The organism is Claveliimonas bilis (genome assembly GCF_030296775.1).
GTDB classification, from domain to species: Bacteria; Bacillota; Clostridia; order Lachnospirales; family Lachnospiraceae; genus Claveliimonas; species Claveliimonas bilis.
The window spans coordinates 636464-655571 of record NZ_AP027742.1 but is presented as its reverse complement, the minus strand read 5'-3'; the positions used below and the strand labels follow the sequence as shown (position 1 = coordinate 655571).

General features: G+C 44.7%; 18 protein-coding genes. 2 read left to right on the top strand and 16 right to left on the bottom strand.

Translation table 11 applies throughout. The annotated features are described in order from the left end of the window. Position 1: 1 nt before the first annotated feature. The 4 genes from R2J37_RS03075 to cls all read right to left on the bottom strand — a co-directional run bounded on the left by R2J37_RS03075 (position 2) and on the right by cls (position 4691). Positions 2-907 (bottom strand): GIY-YIG nuclease family protein, encoded by a 906-nt coding sequence (locus R2J37_RS03075; RefSeq protein WP_316266200.1) that lies wholly within the window; start codon positions 905-907, stop codon positions 2-4. Next, positions 904-1761, bottom strand: coding sequence for a hypothetical protein (locus tag R2J37_RS03070; RefSeq protein WP_316266199.1), 858 nt, complete (start codon positions 1759-1761; stop codon positions 904-906). Before R2J37_RS03070 ends, R2J37_RS03075 begins: the two co-directional genes overlap by 4 nt. Positions 1762-2034: 273 nt before the next feature. Then, positions 2035-3084: a trigger factor gene (gene tig / locus R2J37_RS03065; RefSeq protein WP_316266198.1), complete on the bottom strand. Its 1050-nt coding sequence runs from the start codon at positions 3082-3084 to the stop codon at positions 2035-2037. Between the two features lie 131 nt (positions 3085-3215). Next, positions 3216-4691, bottom strand: coding sequence for a cardiolipin synthase (gene cls / locus R2J37_RS03060; protein WP_230107126.1), 1476 nt, complete (start codon positions 4689-4691; stop codon positions 3216-3218). 229 nt (positions 4692-4920) lie between these two features. On the opposite strand from cls, the gene R2J37_RS03055 reads away from it, so the two are divergent. Further along, complete coding sequence (locus R2J37_RS03055) at positions 4921-5364, top strand: hypothetical protein (protein WP_230107127.1); 444 nt, start codon at positions 4921-4923, stop codon at positions 5362-5364. A gap of 91 nt (positions 5365-5455) precedes the next feature. Here R2J37_RS03055 and R2J37_RS03050 read toward each other — a convergent pair whose 3' ends face one another. From R2J37_RS03050 to R2J37_RS02995, 12 genes are all read right to left on the bottom strand, one after another. Beyond that, complete coding sequence (locus R2J37_RS03050; protein WP_230107128.1) at positions 5456-5920, bottom strand: YwiB family protein; 465 nt, start codon at positions 5918-5920, stop codon at positions 5456-5458. Then, positions 5921-6901 carry a 6-phosphofructokinase gene (gene pfkA, locus R2J37_RS03045; protein ID WP_230107129.1) on the bottom strand — a complete coding sequence of 327 codons (981 nt, stop codon included), beginning with the start codon at positions 6899-6901 and terminating at the stop codon, positions 5921-5923. 69 nt (positions 6902-6970) lie between these two features. Then, positions 6971-10471 (bottom strand): DNA polymerase III subunit alpha, encoded by a 3501-nt coding sequence (locus R2J37_RS03040; protein ID WP_256194214.1) that lies wholly within the window; start codon positions 10469-10471, stop codon positions 6971-6973. A 105-nt stretch (positions 10472-10576) separates the two neighbouring features. Beyond that, positions 10577-10810, bottom strand: coding sequence for a polya polymerase (locus R2J37_RS03035; RefSeq protein ID WP_230107131.1), 234 nt, complete (start codon positions 10808-10810; stop codon positions 10577-10579). Between the two features lie 61 nt (positions 10811-10871). After that, positions 10872-11702 (bottom strand): CvfB family protein, encoded by an 831-nt coding sequence (locus tag R2J37_RS03030; RefSeq protein WP_316266197.1) that lies wholly within the window; start codon positions 11700-11702, stop codon positions 10872-10874. Then, positions 11696-12412 (bottom strand): acyl-[acyl-carrier-protein] thioesterase, encoded by a 717-nt coding sequence (locus R2J37_RS03025; RefSeq protein WP_230107133.1) that lies wholly within the window; start codon positions 12410-12412, stop codon positions 11696-11698. Before R2J37_RS03025 ends, R2J37_RS03030 begins: the two co-directional genes overlap by 7 nt. Positions 12413-12414: 2 nt before the next feature. After that, on the bottom strand, positions 12415-13602 hold the full coding sequence (locus R2J37_RS03020; protein ID WP_230107134.1) for a cation diffusion facilitator family transporter: 1188 nt from the start codon (positions 13600-13602) through the stop codon (positions 12415-12417). 26 nt (positions 13603-13628) lie between these two features. Beyond that, on the bottom strand, positions 13629-14291 hold the full coding sequence (spoIIR, locus tag R2J37_RS03015; RefSeq protein ID WP_316266196.1) for a stage II sporulation protein R: 663 nt from the start codon (positions 14289-14291) through the stop codon (positions 13629-13631). Between the two features lie 101 nt (positions 14292-14392). Next, on the bottom strand, positions 14393-15070 hold the full coding sequence (locus R2J37_RS03010; RefSeq protein ID WP_230107136.1) for a GntR family transcriptional regulator: 678 nt from the start codon (positions 15068-15070) through the stop codon (positions 14393-14395). Next, positions 15071-15946 (bottom strand): 4-(cytidine 5'-diphospho)-2-C-methyl-D-erythritol kinase, encoded by an 876-nt coding sequence (gene ispE / locus R2J37_RS03005; protein ID WP_316266195.1) that lies wholly within the window; start codon positions 15944-15946, stop codon positions 15071-15073. Between the two features lie 32 nt (positions 15947-15978). Then, positions 15979-17538 carry a DUF3794 and LysM peptidoglycan-binding domain-containing protein gene (locus R2J37_RS03000; protein WP_316266194.1) on the bottom strand — a complete coding sequence of 520 codons (1560 nt, stop codon included), beginning with the start codon at positions 17536-17538 and terminating at the stop codon, positions 15979-15981. Between the two features lie 17 nt (positions 17539-17555). Beyond that, entirely contained in the window at positions 17556-17981 is a 426-nt protein-coding gene (locus R2J37_RS02995; RefSeq protein ID WP_316266193.1) for a protease complex subunit PrcB family protein, read from the bottom strand. Positions 17982-18114: 133 nt separating this feature from the next. Here R2J37_RS02995 and R2J37_RS02990 point away from each other — a divergent pair, with 133 nt between their 5' ends. Further along, positions 18115-18849 carry a lysophospholipid acyltransferase family protein gene (locus R2J37_RS02990; RefSeq protein WP_316266192.1) on the top strand — a complete coding sequence of 245 codons (735 nt, stop codon included), beginning with the start codon at positions 18115-18117 and terminating at the stop codon, positions 18847-18849. Positions 18850-19108: the final 259 nt, after the last annotated feature.

Here is a 19108-nt window from a genome sequence, read left to right as displayed (position 1 = left end):
TCTATTCTAAATCTCCATTTCTCTCCATCGCTTTCAATGTGATTCCAGCTTCATTTTTCCAGCTGGTCAGTCCATTTGCACTTTTTCCGATAACAAACATGGCCGCGTAAGACGGACTGTTAAAAAGAACATCTTCCTGCAAAACAAATGATTCATCTACACGTGCTTTCCGGCGGCGTTCTTTTATAACTGCCGGAATTGTATCGTCGTCTGACGGTGAAATATGGCTGCCCTGTAAAACTACAAAACCCTCTGATGTCTGCATGCCGTTTGCTTCCACTTTTCCCACATTTTTTATATTGCGCTCTAAATGAAGTCTGACATCGCTATCCGCTTTTTCAGATATTTCTCCTTCCTGTTCTGACGCGGGTTTTCTCAGAGGTTCAAATAATTTATGTCCAAGCGTACCCATCACAACCTTGGCATTGTCGATAAACTCTTCCATTTCGCATTCTTTTTCTTCTGTAATATTGCCATGAGTAGGATCATTACCGTTTTTAACCTCATACCGGTTTGCGGCAAGCGCTAAATTACAAAATCTATTCTCAAGATAGCTGATTTCCGTCGGACCAAATGAATTATTTGATGTGGTGAAAACAATCGCTTCTGTCCAGTAATCTTTTTCGGGATTCCGTTTATGTTCCTGCAGGCGGTTTAAAATACCTTCTCCATTCTTTCTTGAGCCGGCCTGTCCTATATACACCATGTCCTTCCCGGAATCATCAGATATTCCAAAAAGGAAGTAAACGCCGCTTTGCTTCAGGTCTTCCCTGTCCTTACATTTTTCAAGTTCTGTCCTTGGAATTTTATAGGCAACTCCTGTCCAGTTCGCAAGTGTACATTTAATCCTTCCGGTTGCTTCTCCATCCATCAAAAATAAATTTATACTTTTTCCCCGTGATTTCATACATTTTCTCCTTTTTTCTGTAATTCCACGGATCTTTTTTTGCCTCCCGGCATTTTAGAGGAAATCCGTTTCGGCAGGTCCTTGGGCGCATTGATCTGTATTCCAAACAACATACGAATGATCCAAAACGCAAATAGCAGTACAACAATTGGTATCAGGCAGGAAGTTACCATCATGACAGCAATTGCTTCGATAAAACGATTCAAAAGCTCTTCCCCCTTTTCCAGCAATCCTGATATTCCGCCCTTAATCTTTGATATAGCCTGGTCCAGTATATTCCCTTCGGAATCCGAGCTTTCGTCTATCTCATCTGTAATATCCTGCGCCTCCTTTATAGTCGTTTCCACTGATGACTCATACGTCTTTTCTATGACGGAAGAAACATTCATGCTGAACGGAATGATCAGGTATATAACCAGGCCGAACACCGCTATCTTAGCCGCCAATACTTTTAAGAAATTCTTATTTGCGCATATCCCCGCTATTAACAGGGCGCACGCCGCTGGAATCAGTATGGAAAACGCAGCATATCCGGTAAGGGTAACCAGATATTTTTCCAGAAAGATAACCATAAGAATAATTAAAAAATATGATGTTAAGTCTGCCAGTTTGTTCGCCACCGGCGTGGTCGCATCCCCCGGAATTGCCGCAAGAGCCGTTGATGCTGCCGCCGATGTTGCCGTCAGTTTCAGAACGTCTTCTTTCTTTTCATCTAATGGTTCCAGCGTTTCCGTGTGGTTCGCCGGATCACTTGCCGCTTTTGAAATAACGGTCATCGAAAGGAGCAGCACCACTAATATCACAAGCACCATCGCTATTTTCTTCATATTACTGTTTGTCATTTTCTTTATCACTTTACTCTCTCCTTTATCCTTCGTCCGTCTCATTGATTCCTTTTATCCATCCGGACAAATATTGTATTATTTTGTCATTTCGACTATCCCTTCGCATAGCGTTCCCTTGTACACCGACGCTACAGACAGTATACAATAGAATCGACAAAAAAAGACACTAAATTATGATTTATCTTTTCTTTCTGATCGGACAAACACGGCGGTCGCCCTCCGGACGTATCCGCAAAAAACGGACGCATCGCTTTTCACAATACGTCCGCCTTCTCCTGCTTCTTACTCGGCTGATTCATTGACAACCTGTATACAGTTGTCGGCCAGCCATTCTTTTACTTTATTCTGAAGCACAATGTTCTTCAGTTCATCCTCGCTGGCTGATTCCTTCATGGTATCAACATCCGGATATCCGTATTCTTCTGCCAGCTTCTTAAATTCCTCTTCATATTCTTTGTCTGTCAGCGTCAGTTTTTCTTTCTCTGCAATAGCCTGTGCAAGATATTTCTGTTTTACACTGTTCTTTGCTACTTCATTGACCTGTTTTTCAAAATCTTCTACTTCCTCACCCTGGCTGGTAATATAATCTTCATATTCCATGCCGTATGCTTCTGCAAGACTCTTGTAATTATTGATGATCTGCTCTTCTGCCTCCTTGACCTCATCTTCCGGATAGCTTATCACCTCAGCCTTTTCAACCACTGTCTCCCAGGCTTCACTCTCCAGGTCATACTGGTAGTTATCTTCCGCGCTGTCCTCCAGGAGTTTCTTTACTTCTTCTTTGTATTCATCTACTGTCTTGGACTCTTCCGAAACAGTTTGTACAAACTCATCTGTCAATTCCGGCATACGCATAACAGAATTGACTGTGATCGTAAATGTAACCGGTTTTCTGGCATATTCCGGCTTATTCTCATAGGGATCCGGGAACTGACCGTTCCAGTCGTAAGTTTCCCCTGCTTTATGGCCGATGATACTGTCTTCGAATCCATCAATAAAACTTCCTGATCCGATGGTAACTTCCTGACCCTGGGCAGAACCTCCGTCAAACTCCTGGCCATCCATTTTTCCTACAAAATCAATATTGACAGTATCTCCGTCTTCTGCTGCAGCGCCTTCTGCTTCTGCCATATTCTGCTGACGCACAGCCTGAATATAGTTGTCTACATCCTCGTCGCTTACTTCCTGCTTGTCTTCTACCTTGTCCACTTCAATTCCTTTATATCCGCCCACTTTTACATAATCATTGGACGCCTGATTTCCGCCGCAGCCTCCCAGCATTGCAGAACATGCAAGAAGTCCGGCAAATAATACAACTGCTTTCTTTTTCATATTCACACCTCTGTTTTATCTCATAATTTCGCCTGTTTTTTCATCATAGCACATCTGTCCATGAAAGAAAACCCTTTTCCCCAACTCTCTTTTTTGACTCCCTTTTTTCTGCATTTCCAAATCCGCTTTTTCTATAAAAGCGGTGACAGAAGACGGCAGAACTGTTCCTTGAATCGTATATAAAGGCTTCTTGCCTTGTATTTCTTTCTTGTGATCAGCGTACAGTAAGGAATATCATTTTCAAAAGCTTCCTGCAGTTTTATTGTTGTCCTGGCGCTGTATATCGTGGCATTTACTTCAAAGTTCAGACTGAAGCTGCGGATGTCCATATTTGCAGTCCCCATGCAGGTAACAAGTCCATCTACGCACATACATTTGGAATGCAGAAATCCTCTGTCGTAGGTATAGCATCTGGCCCCCGCTTCCACCATATCCCCCATATAGGAATAAGTCGCCCAATAAACAAAAGGATGGTCCGGTTTACAGGGGATCATGATCCTTACATCAATACCGGATTTGGCCGCAATCTTCAGGGATTCCAGAATAGCGTCATCCGGAATGAAATAGGGCGTTTGAATATAAATGCTCTTCTTTGCCAGATGGATCAATCTAAGGTAATTGTTCCGGATAACCTGGCTTTTGGAGTCCGGACCGCTGGATATGATCTGCACCGGATCCCGCCCGCTGCGTATATAAGTGGGGATTTCAAAAATCCGGTCTTCCAGAAACAGATTTTCCCGGGCCGCGTAATTCCAGTCCAGAACAAATCTCACAGCCAGCGAGGTGACTGCCGATCCTTCTATACAAATATGCGTATCCCTCCAGTAGCCGAATTTCTTATCCTTTCCAATGTACTCTCTTCCGATATTAAAACCGCCTACAAATCCGATCCGCCCATCGATCACCACAATCTTCCTGTGGTTCCGGTAATTGATCCTAAGCTGCAGATTTCCCAGGATAGCCGGGAAAAACTCTGCCACCTGTATGCCGGCGTTTTCCAGTCTTACCCAGTCGCTGTTGCGCATAGTTCGGCATCCCATGCTGTCAAAGAGAACGCGCACTTCCACACCCTGTCTCGCTTTCCTTATCAGCACTTCTTCTATTTCCTGCCAAAGTTCATCATTCTTAATGATATAGTACTGCAGATGGATATAATTTCTGGCATGTTCCATCTCATTTAAAAGTGCCTGAAATTTTTCCTTTCCATCTGTATAGATCTGTATATCATTATTGTCGGTAAGCACTGCCTCCGCCTCGTTCAGATTGTAAAGGATCAGATGTTTGAATCGTTCCTGCTCCGGATCTCTAAGCCTTAGTTTCTTTCGATAGATTGACTCTTCCTGCCTTCGGATCGTATATTTTACTTCCCCTTCGATCTCCTTCATCTTAAACATTCTGTCTTTTCGGAAGTTCTGTCCCAGAAGCAAATACAGACCGAAGCCCAGAACCGGAATAAAATACAGGATCAGAAGCCACGCCCACACTGTCATCGGATTTTTTCTCTGAAAAAATATGATCAGGATAGAAAGAAATATATTGATAAAAAGCAGATGGTCCATAATCCACCAGAAACCCATCTGCGCTCCGTCCCCAATAAGTTCCAGCATTTTTCTCCTCTCCTTACATAACTATAATAAATACCGGAAGCAAAATTTACTTCCTCCTGTGATTCCTCTATTATAATCAGAACTCTTTTTGTTTACAAGCTCTTTTCGCTTTATGGACTTTTCACTTTATGACATCTTTTCACTTTATGACATCTTTTTCACTTGCGCTCTTTCTGAAACAATGCTACAATAAAATTTGCGAAAATACTTAAGATTGAGGAGGTTCCCCGTGAATACATTGACGATTGTTCTCTTGGTCATACTGGTCGTATTGATCATTGCTTGTATTGTATTATATTTCCTTGGAAAAAGAGCCGAGAAACGCCAGGCTGAACAGCAGGAAAAACTGGATGCGGCCGCACAGACTGTATCTATGCTGATCATTGACAAAAAGAAAATGAAACTGAAAGAATCCGGTCTTCCTTCTATTGTCATTGAGAATACACCGAAATATCTCCGCCGTTCCAAGGTGCCGATCGTAAAGGCAAAGATCGGTCCGAAGATCATGACATTGATGTGTGATTCCAATATTTATAATGTAATTCCGGTAAAGAAAGAAGTGAAAGCTACTGTCAGCGGAATTTACATCACTGCAGTAAAGGGACTTAGAGGTCCTTTGGAAACACCGACCAAGAAAAAAGGCTTTCTGGCAAGACTTCGAAACAGAGCTTAACAGACATAGGAATGACAAAAGCAAAACCCGCAGCTTTTCAAAGCCCGCGGGTTTGTTTTTATTCTTTCATTGCACTTTCTCTCTATAAAGATCAAGAACCTACTACTGCCCCATCCTCTCTGCGGATCGGACAGATCTTCACATCAATCTCACAGTCGGCCAACGGTTCGTTATTGACATCCAGGGCATAGGTGATATGCACATCTATTTTTTCCTGCTCCACCTCTGTTGTAATATTTCTTGTGTGGATTCCTACCATCATCTCTCCAAATGGAGTTTCATAAGATGTCATATTCATTTTTCCCCGTTCAAACACCATGTGGGTATTTGCAATGCCGGATTTCCGGATTTCAAACATATCGCTGTCTGTAATTTTAATTGTATTTTTTATTTTTCCGGGAACTCCCTCTACTACCTCATCGTACAGCACATAATGCTTTCCGTTCTTCAGATAGTAGGAAGCCGGAGTTATGATCTCTACCGGCTCACCGTTCCCATTGTCTCCTTCCATATCAAAATGGAGACCGGAAATACTGATCAATACATCTTTTGTCATTTACAGCGCCAACTCTCTTGCAATTTCATACTGGTACGCCGGAATGCCCTTCTGCATATTCAGCGCTTCATCAATATCAAAGTCTACATACTCACCATGTCTGTAGCCTACTACACGGTTGCTCTTTCCTTCCAGAAGAAGCTCCACTGCCTTTGCGCCCATAATGGAAGCATATACACGGTCTTTACATGTAGGGCTTCCGCCGCGCTGCATGTGTCCCAGAATGGTTGCTCTTGTTTCCATTCCTGTTGCTTCCTCAATTCTCTTTGCCATCTCAATGGAACCGCCGATACCTTCTGCATTAATGATAATGTAATTCTTCTTTCCACGCTTCCGGCATTCCTGAATATCTGCGATGATCGCTTCTTCGTTAAAGTCGTGCTCCTCCGGAAGAAGGATACGCTCTGCTCCGTTTGCAATACCGCACCACAGAGCAAGATAACCTGCATCACGGCCCATAACTTCAATAATAGAACATCTCTCATGAGAAGTGGATGTATCTCTGACTTTATCGATTGCTTCCATTGCCGTATTTACAGCTGTATCAAATCCAATGGTATATTCGGTACATGCAATATCAAGGTCAATGGTTCCCGGAAGACCGATGGTATTGATTCCCAGATTTGCCAGTTTCTGTGCTCCTGCAAAGGAACCGTCCCCTCCGATGACTACCAGTCCGTCGATTCCATACTTTTTGCAGATAGCTGCTGCTTTCTGCTGTCCTTCTTCTGTACGCATTTCTTCACAGCGTGCTGTCTGAAGGATTGTTCCTCCTCTTTGAATTGTATCAGATACATCTCTTGCAGTCAGATCGATAATCTCCTCATCCAGAAGGCCCTGATATCCTTTACGGATTCCTCTTACCTTTACGCCTTTTCCCAATGCTGTACGAACAACGGCACGAATCGCTGCATTCATTCCGGGCGCATCGCCTCCGCTGGTCAAAACTCCAATTGTACGAATCACTTTTTCTGCTGCCATATCTTTCCTCCATCTGTAACTATATTTTCATACTTCTTAATTTTCGCTTTGCTTCCTATTCTACCCTATCTATCTTATGCTTTCAATGGGCTTTTCTACAACTTTTACACAAGATTCTCCGAAATAATTCGTCAATCTGCTTAGAATCCCGGGTTCAATATAGATGTTCCGCCCCGCCGGAAGTCTTTTCACTGCTTTTTCTGCCCTGCAGTATATCACGACTGTATCGTCGCCGTCAGAGGCCTTCAGCAGTTCAAAAAGATGGGATTCATCTTCCATATAGGCCGCCTTGTCCGGATATTGGATCCACAGCTCCCTCTTTGTCTGTTCAAAGGGAATAACCGTCTCACAGATCAGCTTACTGGGAGCATCGTCTTCTTCCGATACTCTTCCCCGGATGAATACCTTGCTTTCCTCGTTTAAAAGACGCTGATTCTTTTCATAATCCCTTGGGAAAACGACAATCTCCACATTTCCCACCAGATCTTCCAGAGTCAGAAAAGCCATCATCTTATTGTTCTTTGTATGTTTTATGGTTTTGGCAGTGATCATACCGCCCACCGTTTCCTTGGCACCATCATACACTCTCGCCCGCCCGGTGGAATCGTCAATCTGGAAATCCAGTGTAGTCTTGGAAATATTTTTCCGCCATTTTTCTTCATAATCCTCCAGTGGATGTCCTGTCAGATATACCCCGATCACTTCTTTTTCGAAATCAAGCTTCGTTTCTTTATCATATTCTCCCACATCAGGAAGAGGAATATCAAATTCGCTTTTCTGCTCTTCCCCCACAAGATCAAAAAGAGACATCTGCCCTGCCATGGAAGTTTTTCTCTCCTGGTTTACCTGATCCAGAATCTGGATGTAGATACTCATAAACTGCTTCCGGGTTCCGCCAAGTCCGTCAAATGCACCTGCCTTGATAAAGTTTTCTATACTGCGTTTATTGACATCCTTTCCGGACATTCGTTCAATAAAATCTTTCAGGCTCTTAAATTCTCCGCCGATTTCCCTCTCCTCAATAATTTCCTGGATCACCGGACGTCCGATGCTCTTGATCGCCGCCAGCCCATACCGGATATTTCCTTCATCCACAGAGAAATTCCCTTCTCCTCTGTTGATATCCGGCGGAAGGATTTCAATTCCCATCTGCCGGCAGCTGTAAATATATTCTGCCACTTTCGGCGGATTTTCAATCACGGATGTCATAAGAGCCGCCATAAATTCTACCGGATAATAATATTTCAGATAGGCAGTCTGATAAGAAACAACAGCATATGCCGCCGCATGAGACTTATTGAAGGCATATTTTGCAAAATCAATCATCTCATCATAAATTTTGTTGGCTGTTTTTTCGTCGATTCCATTGTTGACGCATCCGGGCACCCCTTCATCAGGATTCCCATACACAAAGTTCTGGCGCTCTTTCTGCATCACATCGCCCTTTTTCTTGGACATAGCTCTTCTCAAAAGGTCGCTTCTTCCAAGAGTGTAACCGGCCAGATCACGCACAATCTGCATAACCTGTTCCTGATAAACAATACATCCGTATGTGGGCGCCAGGATCGGCTCAAGCTGCGGGCAGTCATAGGTAATCTCTCCTGTGCTGTTCTTCCCTTTGATATACTGGGGAATAAAATCCATCGGTCCCGGACGATAAAGAGAAATTCCAGCGATAATATCTTCCAGGCTCTTTGGCTTCAGCTCCTTCATGAAGCTTTTCATCCCCGCGCTTTCAAGCTGGAACACACCGTCTGTCCGACCGCTTCCGATAGACTCCAGCACTTCCTGGTCATTAAAATCAATTGCATTAATATCAATCTGTGTTCCGGTACTCTTTTCCGCCAGATCCACTGCATTCTGGATTACAGTCAGCGTCCGAAGACCGAGGAAATCCATTTTAAGGAGTCCCAGCTCTTCCAGGGTCGTCATCGTAAACTGTGTGGTTACCGAACCGTCTGAACCAAGAGAGAGAGGCACATACTCATCCACTTCTTTCTGGCTGATCACCACGCCCGCGGCATGCATGGATGTATGTCTCGGAAGACCTTCCAGCCTTTTTGACATATCGATCAGCTCCCGTACCTGCCCGTCCTCCTCGTACAGTTTCTTTAATTCCGGATTCATAGACAGAGATTTATCCAGAGTAATGTTCAATTCCTTCGGAATCATTTTCGCAATACTGTCCACAAACGCATAGGGCAGATCCATCACACGCCCTACATCCCGAATGACTCCTCTTGCAGCCATCGTACCAAAAGTAACAATCTGCACCACCCGGTCGGAGCCGTATTTTCTTACCACATAGTCGATGACTTCCTGACGTCTCTCGAAACAGAAATCCACATCAATATCCGGCATAGACACTCGCTCCGGGTTAAGGAAACGCTCAAACAGCAGCTGATACTTAATAGGGTCGATGCTGGTAATTCCAAGGCAATAGGAAACGATACTTCCCGCTGCCGATCCACGCCCCGGCCCCACCATGATCTTGTGATCTCTTGCATACTTAATAAAATCCCAGACGATCAGAAAATAATCCACGTATCCCATATCGTGAATGATGGACAGCTCATAGGTCAGACGATCCTTAAGCTCCTGATCCACCTCTCCTTTGTGCTCTCCGCCTTTCACACCATATCTTTCTTCCAGTCCTTCAAAGCAGAGCTTGTTCAGATATTCCCAGGAAGTATAGCCGTCCGGGACGTCGTATTTCGGAAGTTTCGTCACCCCGAACTCAATTTCCACGTTGCATCTGTCAGCGATTTTCTGTGTATTTTCCAGCGCTTCCAGCGCATAGGGGAACAGCTCCTTCATCTCTTCTTCGGATTTGATGTAGTACTGTCCGCCCTCATATCGCATCCGGTCCTCATCTGCCAGTTTCTTGCCGGTCTGAAGACACAGAAGGATATCATGCGGCTTTACGTCATCCGCATAAGTATAGTGGATATCATTTGTCGCCACAAGGCCGATCCCTGTCTCCTGACTCATCCGCAACAGAGCCTGATTTACCATGGTCTGCTGGGCAATCCCATGATCCTGAAGCTCCAGGAAGAAGTTGCCTTTGCCGAAAATTTTCTCATAGCGAAGGGCAGCTTCCTTGCCCTCCTCATACATGCCCCTGAGAATATTTCTTGAAACTTCTCCTGCCAGGCAGGCGCTCAAGGCAATCAGCCCTTCATGATAGCGTTCCAAAAGCTCCATATCCACACGGGGTTTATAATAATACCCTTCCGTAAATCCCCTGGAAACCAGCTTCATCAGATTATGATAGCCCTGGTCATTCTCCGCCAGAAGCACAAGATGATAATACCTGCTCTCATCACTTCCTCTGGCCTCTCTGTCAAATCTGGACCCCGGCGCCACATAGACTTCACAGCCGATGATAGGTTTGATCCCTTCTGCCTTTGCCGCGCGGTAAAAATCAATGACGCCGTACATAACGCCATGGTCGGTGATGGCAACGCTGTTCATCCCCAACTCTTTTACCCTTGACACACATTCTTTTATTTTGTTTGAACCGTCCAGAAGGCTGTATTCCGTATGGACGTGCAGATGTGCAAAACTCATGTCTTTCCCTCTCTCTAAACAAAAAACGAAGTTTCCTATATGCTAAAACGGCGGGAATGCTGCCCCTTATCGACAACATGCCCGCCTGTTCCGGATTCATTTCAATTAGCCGTTCACCATAAAGGATACGAGTCTGTCAATATCTTCTTTTTCGTAAGCAATAATTTCCAGCTCCGGAATTTCTCCGTTGGAGAAAATGTTTGCCATGGATACATACTGTGATAACTTGGATTTCAGATTCAGTCTGTCCCCTTCTCCTGTCACCAGTTCCACTCTTCCTTTACATTCGTCTACTACTTTAAAAAACCTGTCAATGTCTGTTATATTCTGTACTTTCATTGTCCTGTCATTCCTCACTTTCCATACTTATTTCACTACACACCCTCATTATAACCAATTTTTACCGAATTGCAATGCTTTTTTCCCGTATTTCTATTTTCCCTTCTTTTAAGAGTCTGCCCACTGCCCGCTTAAAAGCATTTTTACTGAATCCGAACTCTTCCCGGATCCGGTCCGGATCGGCTTTATCGGTAAACGGAAGCTCTCCTCCATGTTCCTTGAGACGCTCCAGAATGATCAGCGCATCTGCATCCATCTGGATAAATGCCTTCTCCCGCACACTAAGATCCAGCTTTCCGTCAGGCTTCACTTCTGCGACGCGGGCTGTTACCACATCACCCACTTTATATCCTCCGGGCGCTTCCCTTTTAGGGATCAGCGCACAATAGCAGTTATCAACCGCTACAAAAAGTCCGAAATTGCTGCTCTTTTCATAGATGATTCCTGTAACCTTATCATCTTTCTTATAAGGAGAATCTGTTCTGAGCTTTTCATAGATTTTCATAGTAGCGCAAAGTCTGCCACTCTTATCCACATACAGACTTACCAGACAGGAATCTCCTTTTTTCACTTTTGCGGTCTGCTCCTTAAAAGGAAGCAGAAGATCCTTTTCCAGCCCCCAATCAAGAAACGCTCCTATTTTCCCTGTATCTGCCACTGTCAGAACGTGAAGTTCACCAAGCTGTATTTTGGGTTCATGCGTAGTGGCGATCAGCCTGTCTCTGGAATCGCGATAGAGAAACACTTCCAGCTCATCTCCGATCTTCGTCCCCTCCGGTACCTGTCTGCCCGGCAGAAGCACTCTCTCCTCCTCCGTTCCAAGATATATTCCGAAATCTGTCTTTTTTACAACCTTAAGTACCTGCTTTTTTCCCAAACCTTTTTCTAACATCTTTTTTCTCCTGTCAGCTCCACCACTGCGTAAACTCCTCCGTCGGGCTCACACAGTTCCACCACTGTCCTTTCTCCTTCTTTCGCCACTTTTGGCAGTATTTTGTCATGCAATAAAGCAGACTTTTTATATTCCGCCCTCATCTGTCTTACCATCAGTTCTTCCCCGGCAGCCTCCAATGCCATCTGGACATACTGGCAGTTATTTACATGCTCATTCGTATCAATATGGTATTTTCGCACCGGGAAGATCTCTCCTGACAAAGCATCTTGCGGCAAAGAGATTTTTCTGGGTGCATATTCCATCTCCAGCGCCTCTTCTGTCCCGTACTTTTCCACTTCTTCCTTCGGCGGTCTTGCAGGACGCTGTTTCTCCAGATCCATGTAAACCCAGATAGAATTGGCATACGCAGCCTTTTCCCCTTTTTCATCCCACATGCAGAAATTCCGGTAGCCGTAAAGTCCCTGGAAGCCTGTGGCCCACGTACCGATCCGGATTTTCTCTCCGATGCGCGGATACCGCTCGATAACAACCTGCCAGGAAGACAGCACCCACGCTCTTTTCTTTTCCTTCAGATAATCTACACCCAGACCGATATCCTCTGACTGGAAAATACTCCCGTCCTGAAAATAATTAATAATAGACGGAAGCGTCATTGTCTCATAATGATCTACTTCACTGAATCTTACCCTGCTTTCATATGTGTACATCTTTATCCTTCCTCTCCCTGTGCCACAAAACTTTGTTCTACTGTGATCACACATTGATATCTGGAGTCCCGTTCTGATAAGTAACTCCTTACTTTCCGCTCCAGCTCCTTTTGCTCTTCTCTGGAATAAGCAAAGGGAACTACCATATCAAATATAAGATTGATCCTTTCCTTACCTTCCACTACGCGCAGATCGTGGATCGTTACATCCGGATCGATCTCATTTATGCTCGCCTCCACCTGTTTCCTGATTTCCAGTATTCTTTCATTTTTTGTCTCCACCGGATCCATATGTATAACAAGAAAAACTCCAATCTGCGAAATAGCGTCCCGCTCGATCCTGTCAATAATCTCGTGAGATTCCTCAATATCCACATCATTGGGCACTTCCGCATGTATAGATGCCATATTGCGGCCCGGTCCATAATTATGCACGATCAGGTCATGGCTTCCGATAATTCCGTCATAACTCTCCACAAATCTGGTAATCTTCTCATAATCTGCAGAAGAAGTAGGCTCTCCCAGAAGCGGCTTCAATGTATCCTTTGCGATTCCAATCCCCGCCCATATGACTACCAATGATACACAAACACCGATAACTCCGTCAATATTGATTCCTGTAAAATAGAAAAACAACAGGGAGATCACGGTGGCAGAAGTGGTGATCACGTCACCCACGGCATCTGCCGCTGTCGCCAGCATTACCTTAGAATCAATCCTTTTTCCCAATTTCCGGTTAAAAAGGCTCATCCACAGTTTTACTCCAATGGATAAGACCAGAATCAGAACCGATATAAACTGAAATTCCAGTTTCTGTGGATTCCATATTCTGGAAAATGCATCCTTAAAAAAAGTAAGTCCTACTTCAATAACAAGAAAGGAAACCACAAGCGCCGTAATATATTCCATTCTTCCGTGTCCGAAGGGATGTTCTTTGTCTGCCGGCTTTCCCGCCAGCTTCACCCCCACAAGACCGATCACAGAAGAAGCTGCATCCGACAGATTGTTAAATGCATCTGCCGTAACAGAAATACTGTGCATGGCAATCCCCACTGCCGCCTTTACAGCAAAAAGGAGGGCATTACAGATAATGCCCACAACCCCTGCCAGCGTGCCGTACTGCGTCCGCACATTCAGTTCCTCTGTCTTGTGATAATCTTTTATAAAATGCCTGACTAAAAATTCTGTCATAACGTTTCTGCCTCCGCCTTACCTGGTTATTTCCCGGATGCACCATCCCCGAAGAAAAACCATCTTATCTTAAAGTCCGAAAATGCCGTAACCATATCGTACGCATCTTCACTTAACACATGTCCCATTTTTTCCTTTCCCTCTTCCGGCACAACACACCGGACAGCATCTGTAAAACAAAGGTTGGGATACAGGCAGCACCACCAGTTATGCCCCTGCCCGCTTCCGATCTTTACCCTGAGAGCTGTATATTCTCCCGCCGGAAATGTCACATCTCCATAGTTTTTTTCCGGAAAATAATCCTTCACGACCTCTGCGCTGACCTCATCCGTACATCCCTCATTCCGAAGAACCATCTCGCCGGTCTTTTCCATATCACTAAGATGACTGCCCATCCACTCTATGGTTTCTTCCAGATCATCCGTTTCCGGCATATTCTTTTTCATATAGGAAAGAAGGACTTCTTTTACAGCCATTTTCAACTTCTGATCCCGATCCGAATCGCTGTCAGCCAGTACATGAAAACGCAGCACCGTTTCCGCCAGCTCTTCCTGTGCTTCCCGGCTTCTTGCCTCCACCAGCATTCCTCTCTGCCAGACAAGGAAACCTGTAATGACTGCCGCTGCTATAAGCGCTGCTGCCAGGCAAAAGACCTGCCTTTTTCTTTCCCTGCGATTTCCCGTTTCCATATTGTATGTACCTCCTGATCTCTTCTTTTTATTTCTTTGAATCTATCAGGAGTTTTGCCGCCCTTTTGCCCCTTTATACAAAAGCGGGCTCGAAACTGCAATTATTTTTTTGTCCGGATGGTATCGATCACTGCCTCTACCTGATTATCCACATGCTGACACACTACCTTGGCAGCCTTGTCTTTTTGTCCTGTCTCAATAGTCTGAATGATCTCCTCGTGTTCATCGATCAACTGCTGATGGAAATCTGACCGTTTTAAATATTCCACCCGGTAACGGTACATCTGTTCTCCAAGGTTACTGAGAAGCTGGATCAGCTTCTGGTTATCTGTTGCAAGATAGATCACATCATGGAATTTGACGTCAGCTTCCGCAATTTTCGTGATATCTCCGCTTTTTAAGGTGGATTGGAAATACTCGGCTGCTTCTTTCAGTTCCTGAATCTTTTCTTCGCTGATCTTATCGCATGCCAGGCGCACAGCCAGCTCCTCTAAAGCCCGCCTTACTTCCAGCACATCTCTTAGGCTTTTTTCCGTGATCTCTGCCACCTCGGCACCTTTTCTGGGAATCATCAGAACGAGTCCTTCCAGCTCCAGCTTGCGGATTGCCTCCCGGATAGGCGTCCTGCTGACGCCCAGTTTATTTGCCAGCTGTATTTCCATCAGCCTTTCTCCCGGTTTCAGTTCCCCTCTTAAAATTGCCTGACGCAAAGTATTAAAAACAACATCCCTAAGGGGAAGATACTCATTCATGCTGACTTCAAAATTCGGTTCCTTCATTTATTTCCTCCTTACATTGTGTACATTGGTCACATAAGCCTGCTTCACCAGGCCGGTATGTTTCAGCTTTTCTGCCGCTGCCTTTGCCGTCCTCCTGTTCTCATAAATCCCGAACACTGTGGGACCGCTGCCGCTCATCATAGCATTCAGGGCACCTGCTTCTTTCATTGTTTCCTTGATCTGACCAAGAACCGGATGTTCCTTCAGCATCACCTGCTCCAGCACATTTCCCATGCTTCCGGCTATCTTTTTCAGATCCCCGGCATCCAGTCCCGCAAGTATACCGTCGATATCCGGATGCCGGCTGATCCCTTCCTGGTCAATTTTTTCATATACGGTTTTCGTAGACGCAGAAAGCGGCGGCTTTGCAATCAGCACATAACATTTCGGCATAGCCGGAAGCGGCGTCAGGATCTCTCCGATCCCTTCCGCCAGAACAGTTCCCCGCATAATACAGTAGGGAACATCCGCCCCCAGAATCACTCCCCTTTTCTTTAATTCCTCTTCAGAAAGTCCCAGAGAAAACATACGGTTCATTCCAAAAAGCACCGCTGCGGCGTTGGAGCTTCCTCCTGCCATACCCGCCGCCACCGGAATATGCTTTTCCAGGGTAATACGCATTCCCTCCCGGATATCAAATTCCCGGATCATAAGATCTGCCGCCTTATAGGCAATATTGTTTTCATTGACCGGCAAAAAGCCAAGATTTGTGCGAATCTCTATCCCCGGTTCCCGCATCTTTTCCATAATTACTCTGTCATATAAATAAACAGTCTGCATCACCATGCGCACATCATGGTAGCCGTTTTCTCTCCGTCCGAGAATATCCAGTCCAAGATTTATCTTTCCCAGTGCTTTCAATTCTAATTTATCCATTGTTTTCTCCTTGTATCTTGTATACAGTGTTCTTATAGTATACTCATATTTTCTTTAAAAATCAATATACGATCTCCTGCTTTTATCTGCCTGCCGTCCATCTCATTCACTTCCTGTATTCCTTCCTCTGTGGTGTGATACCGTTTGGCAAGATTCCACAGATCATCGCCTTCCTTTACAATATATCCCACAATTCCGGGAGCATTCTCCGCTTCTTTTTCATCCATCTCTCTTTCCTCTATCTGTTCGATATTCTCTACCATGACAGCCTCCCTAAGAAGGATCTGGAATCCAAGCACTGCTTTGACTTCTGCTTCACCGCCTCCAAGAAGGCTGACACTTAACTGTTCCACCGTGCCGCTGATATCATAGCGCATCGTTTCCTCTGCTTTCGGGCACTCAATGATATGAGAATAGGGGATCATCCCCTGCCATACATCAAAAGGTACTTCATCGTCTGCCTTTATGTAGAGCATTCCTATATGAATCACACCTTCTACCTGAATCCCTTCCGGAACGATTTTCGTATATTCCATCTGGAGCCTGCCGCTGCAGTGGCAGATCTGAAGCATTCCGTCCTTCAGCTCTGGAAGGTTCAGCTGCTCCGCTGCCTTGCACCTGGAGTGGTTCTGCATAACCAGTCTTTCCAGAGCCTTTTCCTCCCGGGCAGGAATAAGCTCTTTTGTCAGGGAATAAAGATCATCCAGAATTTCTGTTTTTTCCTCTTCATAGACACTGCACCTTACTTCCAGAGAGGCCTCCAGTCCGAAAATCCTCATCTCCCCGTCCTCATCCATTCGAATGTCTATATTTTCATCTGTAAGCGAAGCCTGAATGTCATGGTACATAGTATCTTCTGCCCCGTAACATTCTAACTTTCCCTCAAAGGGAATATTTTGCTCCACCCATTCCATCTTCTGCTCCTGTGACTCATAAAGACAAAACAGCTGAATCTCTCCTCTAAGTAGCAGCTCATCTGTTCCAAGTCGGGTATCCAGCTTTCTTAAGTTCGCCTCTCCATAGAGGAGTGTACCTATATTTTCTTTTGAAGCCGGAATCTTCATCTCTTCCTTGATCCGGTATATGTCTTTTTTCATCGAATGCAGCTTCAGTATTTCCTCTGTCCGGAAGCGTTTATAGACCGGTTCAGAAGTCTCCACATCTGTTGTCAGGATTTCCTCACTCTCTCCCTCTGAGCTGACTTCAAGGTCAACTGCCACCCGGATATTCAATTTTCTGGAATGAATAACGGTTACATTCAGCTCTGCGAAAGATGATCTGACATATAGTTTTCCCACTGGTTCATCTTCCATATACACCATCTCTTCAAAAGACAGTTTCCCCTGAAGCGCCGATACCTTCTGGATCTCATTTTCTGTTTCATACAGGATCTGATAGGTAATCTTTCCTGTGATCCTGGCATAATTTTCCGTCATCTTAATGTCCTCTACCCGCACGCGGCCTCCTGCCAGAATGACTTTCGCCACATCTTCTCTGACATCCGGCACATTGACATCCTCATCCACATAAAACTGATCCGTCACCTTTTCTCCTGTCTGTATACAGTGAACTGCCTTTCTGACTTCTTCCACTTTTATTTCCTCCTTTTTCACTCATCAAATCGGATTTTTTTTGCACTATACGGCATCTTTACCGCCACATAAGGGCAGGTCTTTTTTTCTTTAGCTTCCTCCTCTGATTCCGGACCTTTCAAATAAGTCCGTATGTAAATGGCATTCTTTGTCTCATAAAGTTCCCTGACTTCTGCCTGATATCCTTCCGTGTCCTTTTCTCCGTATCCTCTCACAATATAAAGCATCCCCTGATCTCCGTAGGAAATCTTCATGGGGTCCTCCTTTTTCTGTTCAATCTGCTTTTGCAGCTCTTTTGGCAGCTCTTCTTCCTTTACTACTGTATATTCGATATCGCCGGTTTTTTCTTTGTTCTCTTTTACCACACTGCAGCCTGCAGATGGCGAAACAAAAATCAGCAAAACAATGCAAAGCGTGCAAAGCAGCCTCCTTTGTTCTTTCATATCTTTGTACCATACAGTTATTTCTCTTTATCATCATACACGCCACCCCTTTGAAAAATGACAGTTTTATGGTAAGATGTGGTAAGATGTCTGAGAAATATCTGAAAGTATAAAAAAGAAAGGCTGCAGTAATATGATAAGATTTATTTGTATCGTAATTGTTCTGTTTCTGTACCTGGTCATCGGCATTCCCGTTCTCCTCATAGAAAACGTAGTTGGCCTTGTCAGCAAAAGAGCAAAAGACTATTCCTGTCTCCGGATGGTGCAGTGGACGTTCCGGCTCATGCTGAAAATTGCCGGAGTGAGCGTAACTGTGATCGGAGAAGAAAACATCCCGGATGAACCGGTCCTTTATATAGGAAATCACAGAAGCTATTTCGATATTCTGCTGACCTATTCCAGGTGCCGGCGCCTGACAGGCTATGTTGCCAAAAAAGAAATGCTCCGCTATCCTCTTCTCCGTGACTGGATGAAAAACCTTTACTGTCTCTTCCTCGACAGAAGCACGCCGAAGGAGGGACTCAAAACCATTCTGACTGCTATAGAATATATCAGAAGTGGAATTTCTATCTGCATCTTCCCGGAGGGAACAAGAAATACAGGCGAAGAACTTTCTATGCTGCCATTTAAGGACGGTGCGCTGAAGATTGCTGAAAAGACAGGATGTCCTATCATCCCCATGTCCATGAACAATACACAGGCAATCTTTGAAAAACATCTGCCTTTTGTCAGAAAAGCCCACGTGGTACTGGAATATGGAACCCCCATTTATCCGGACAAACTGGACAAAGAAACCAAAAGGCATCTGGGCGCATACTGCCAGAATATCATCCAGGAAACAATCACAAAAAATCAGTCCCTGGTATAGTTTTTTTACATTCTTTTTACAACTGTAAAAAAAACGTGGTATAATAATTGCACCATGTGCAATTCAAGCTGATAAATCAGCTTGCCCCGCTTTGCGGGGATTATACCTGGCAATCCACGGCTTGAAAAGTAAATACCGCTCCGCGGTGCTTCCTTTTCTGCGCACGTGGTATAATGTCCGCGTAAGCAATGAGCCATGCAGAAATACAAGAGGGACAAATGCATGCTTGCATGCAATTTGGACGTCTTGCATTTCTATA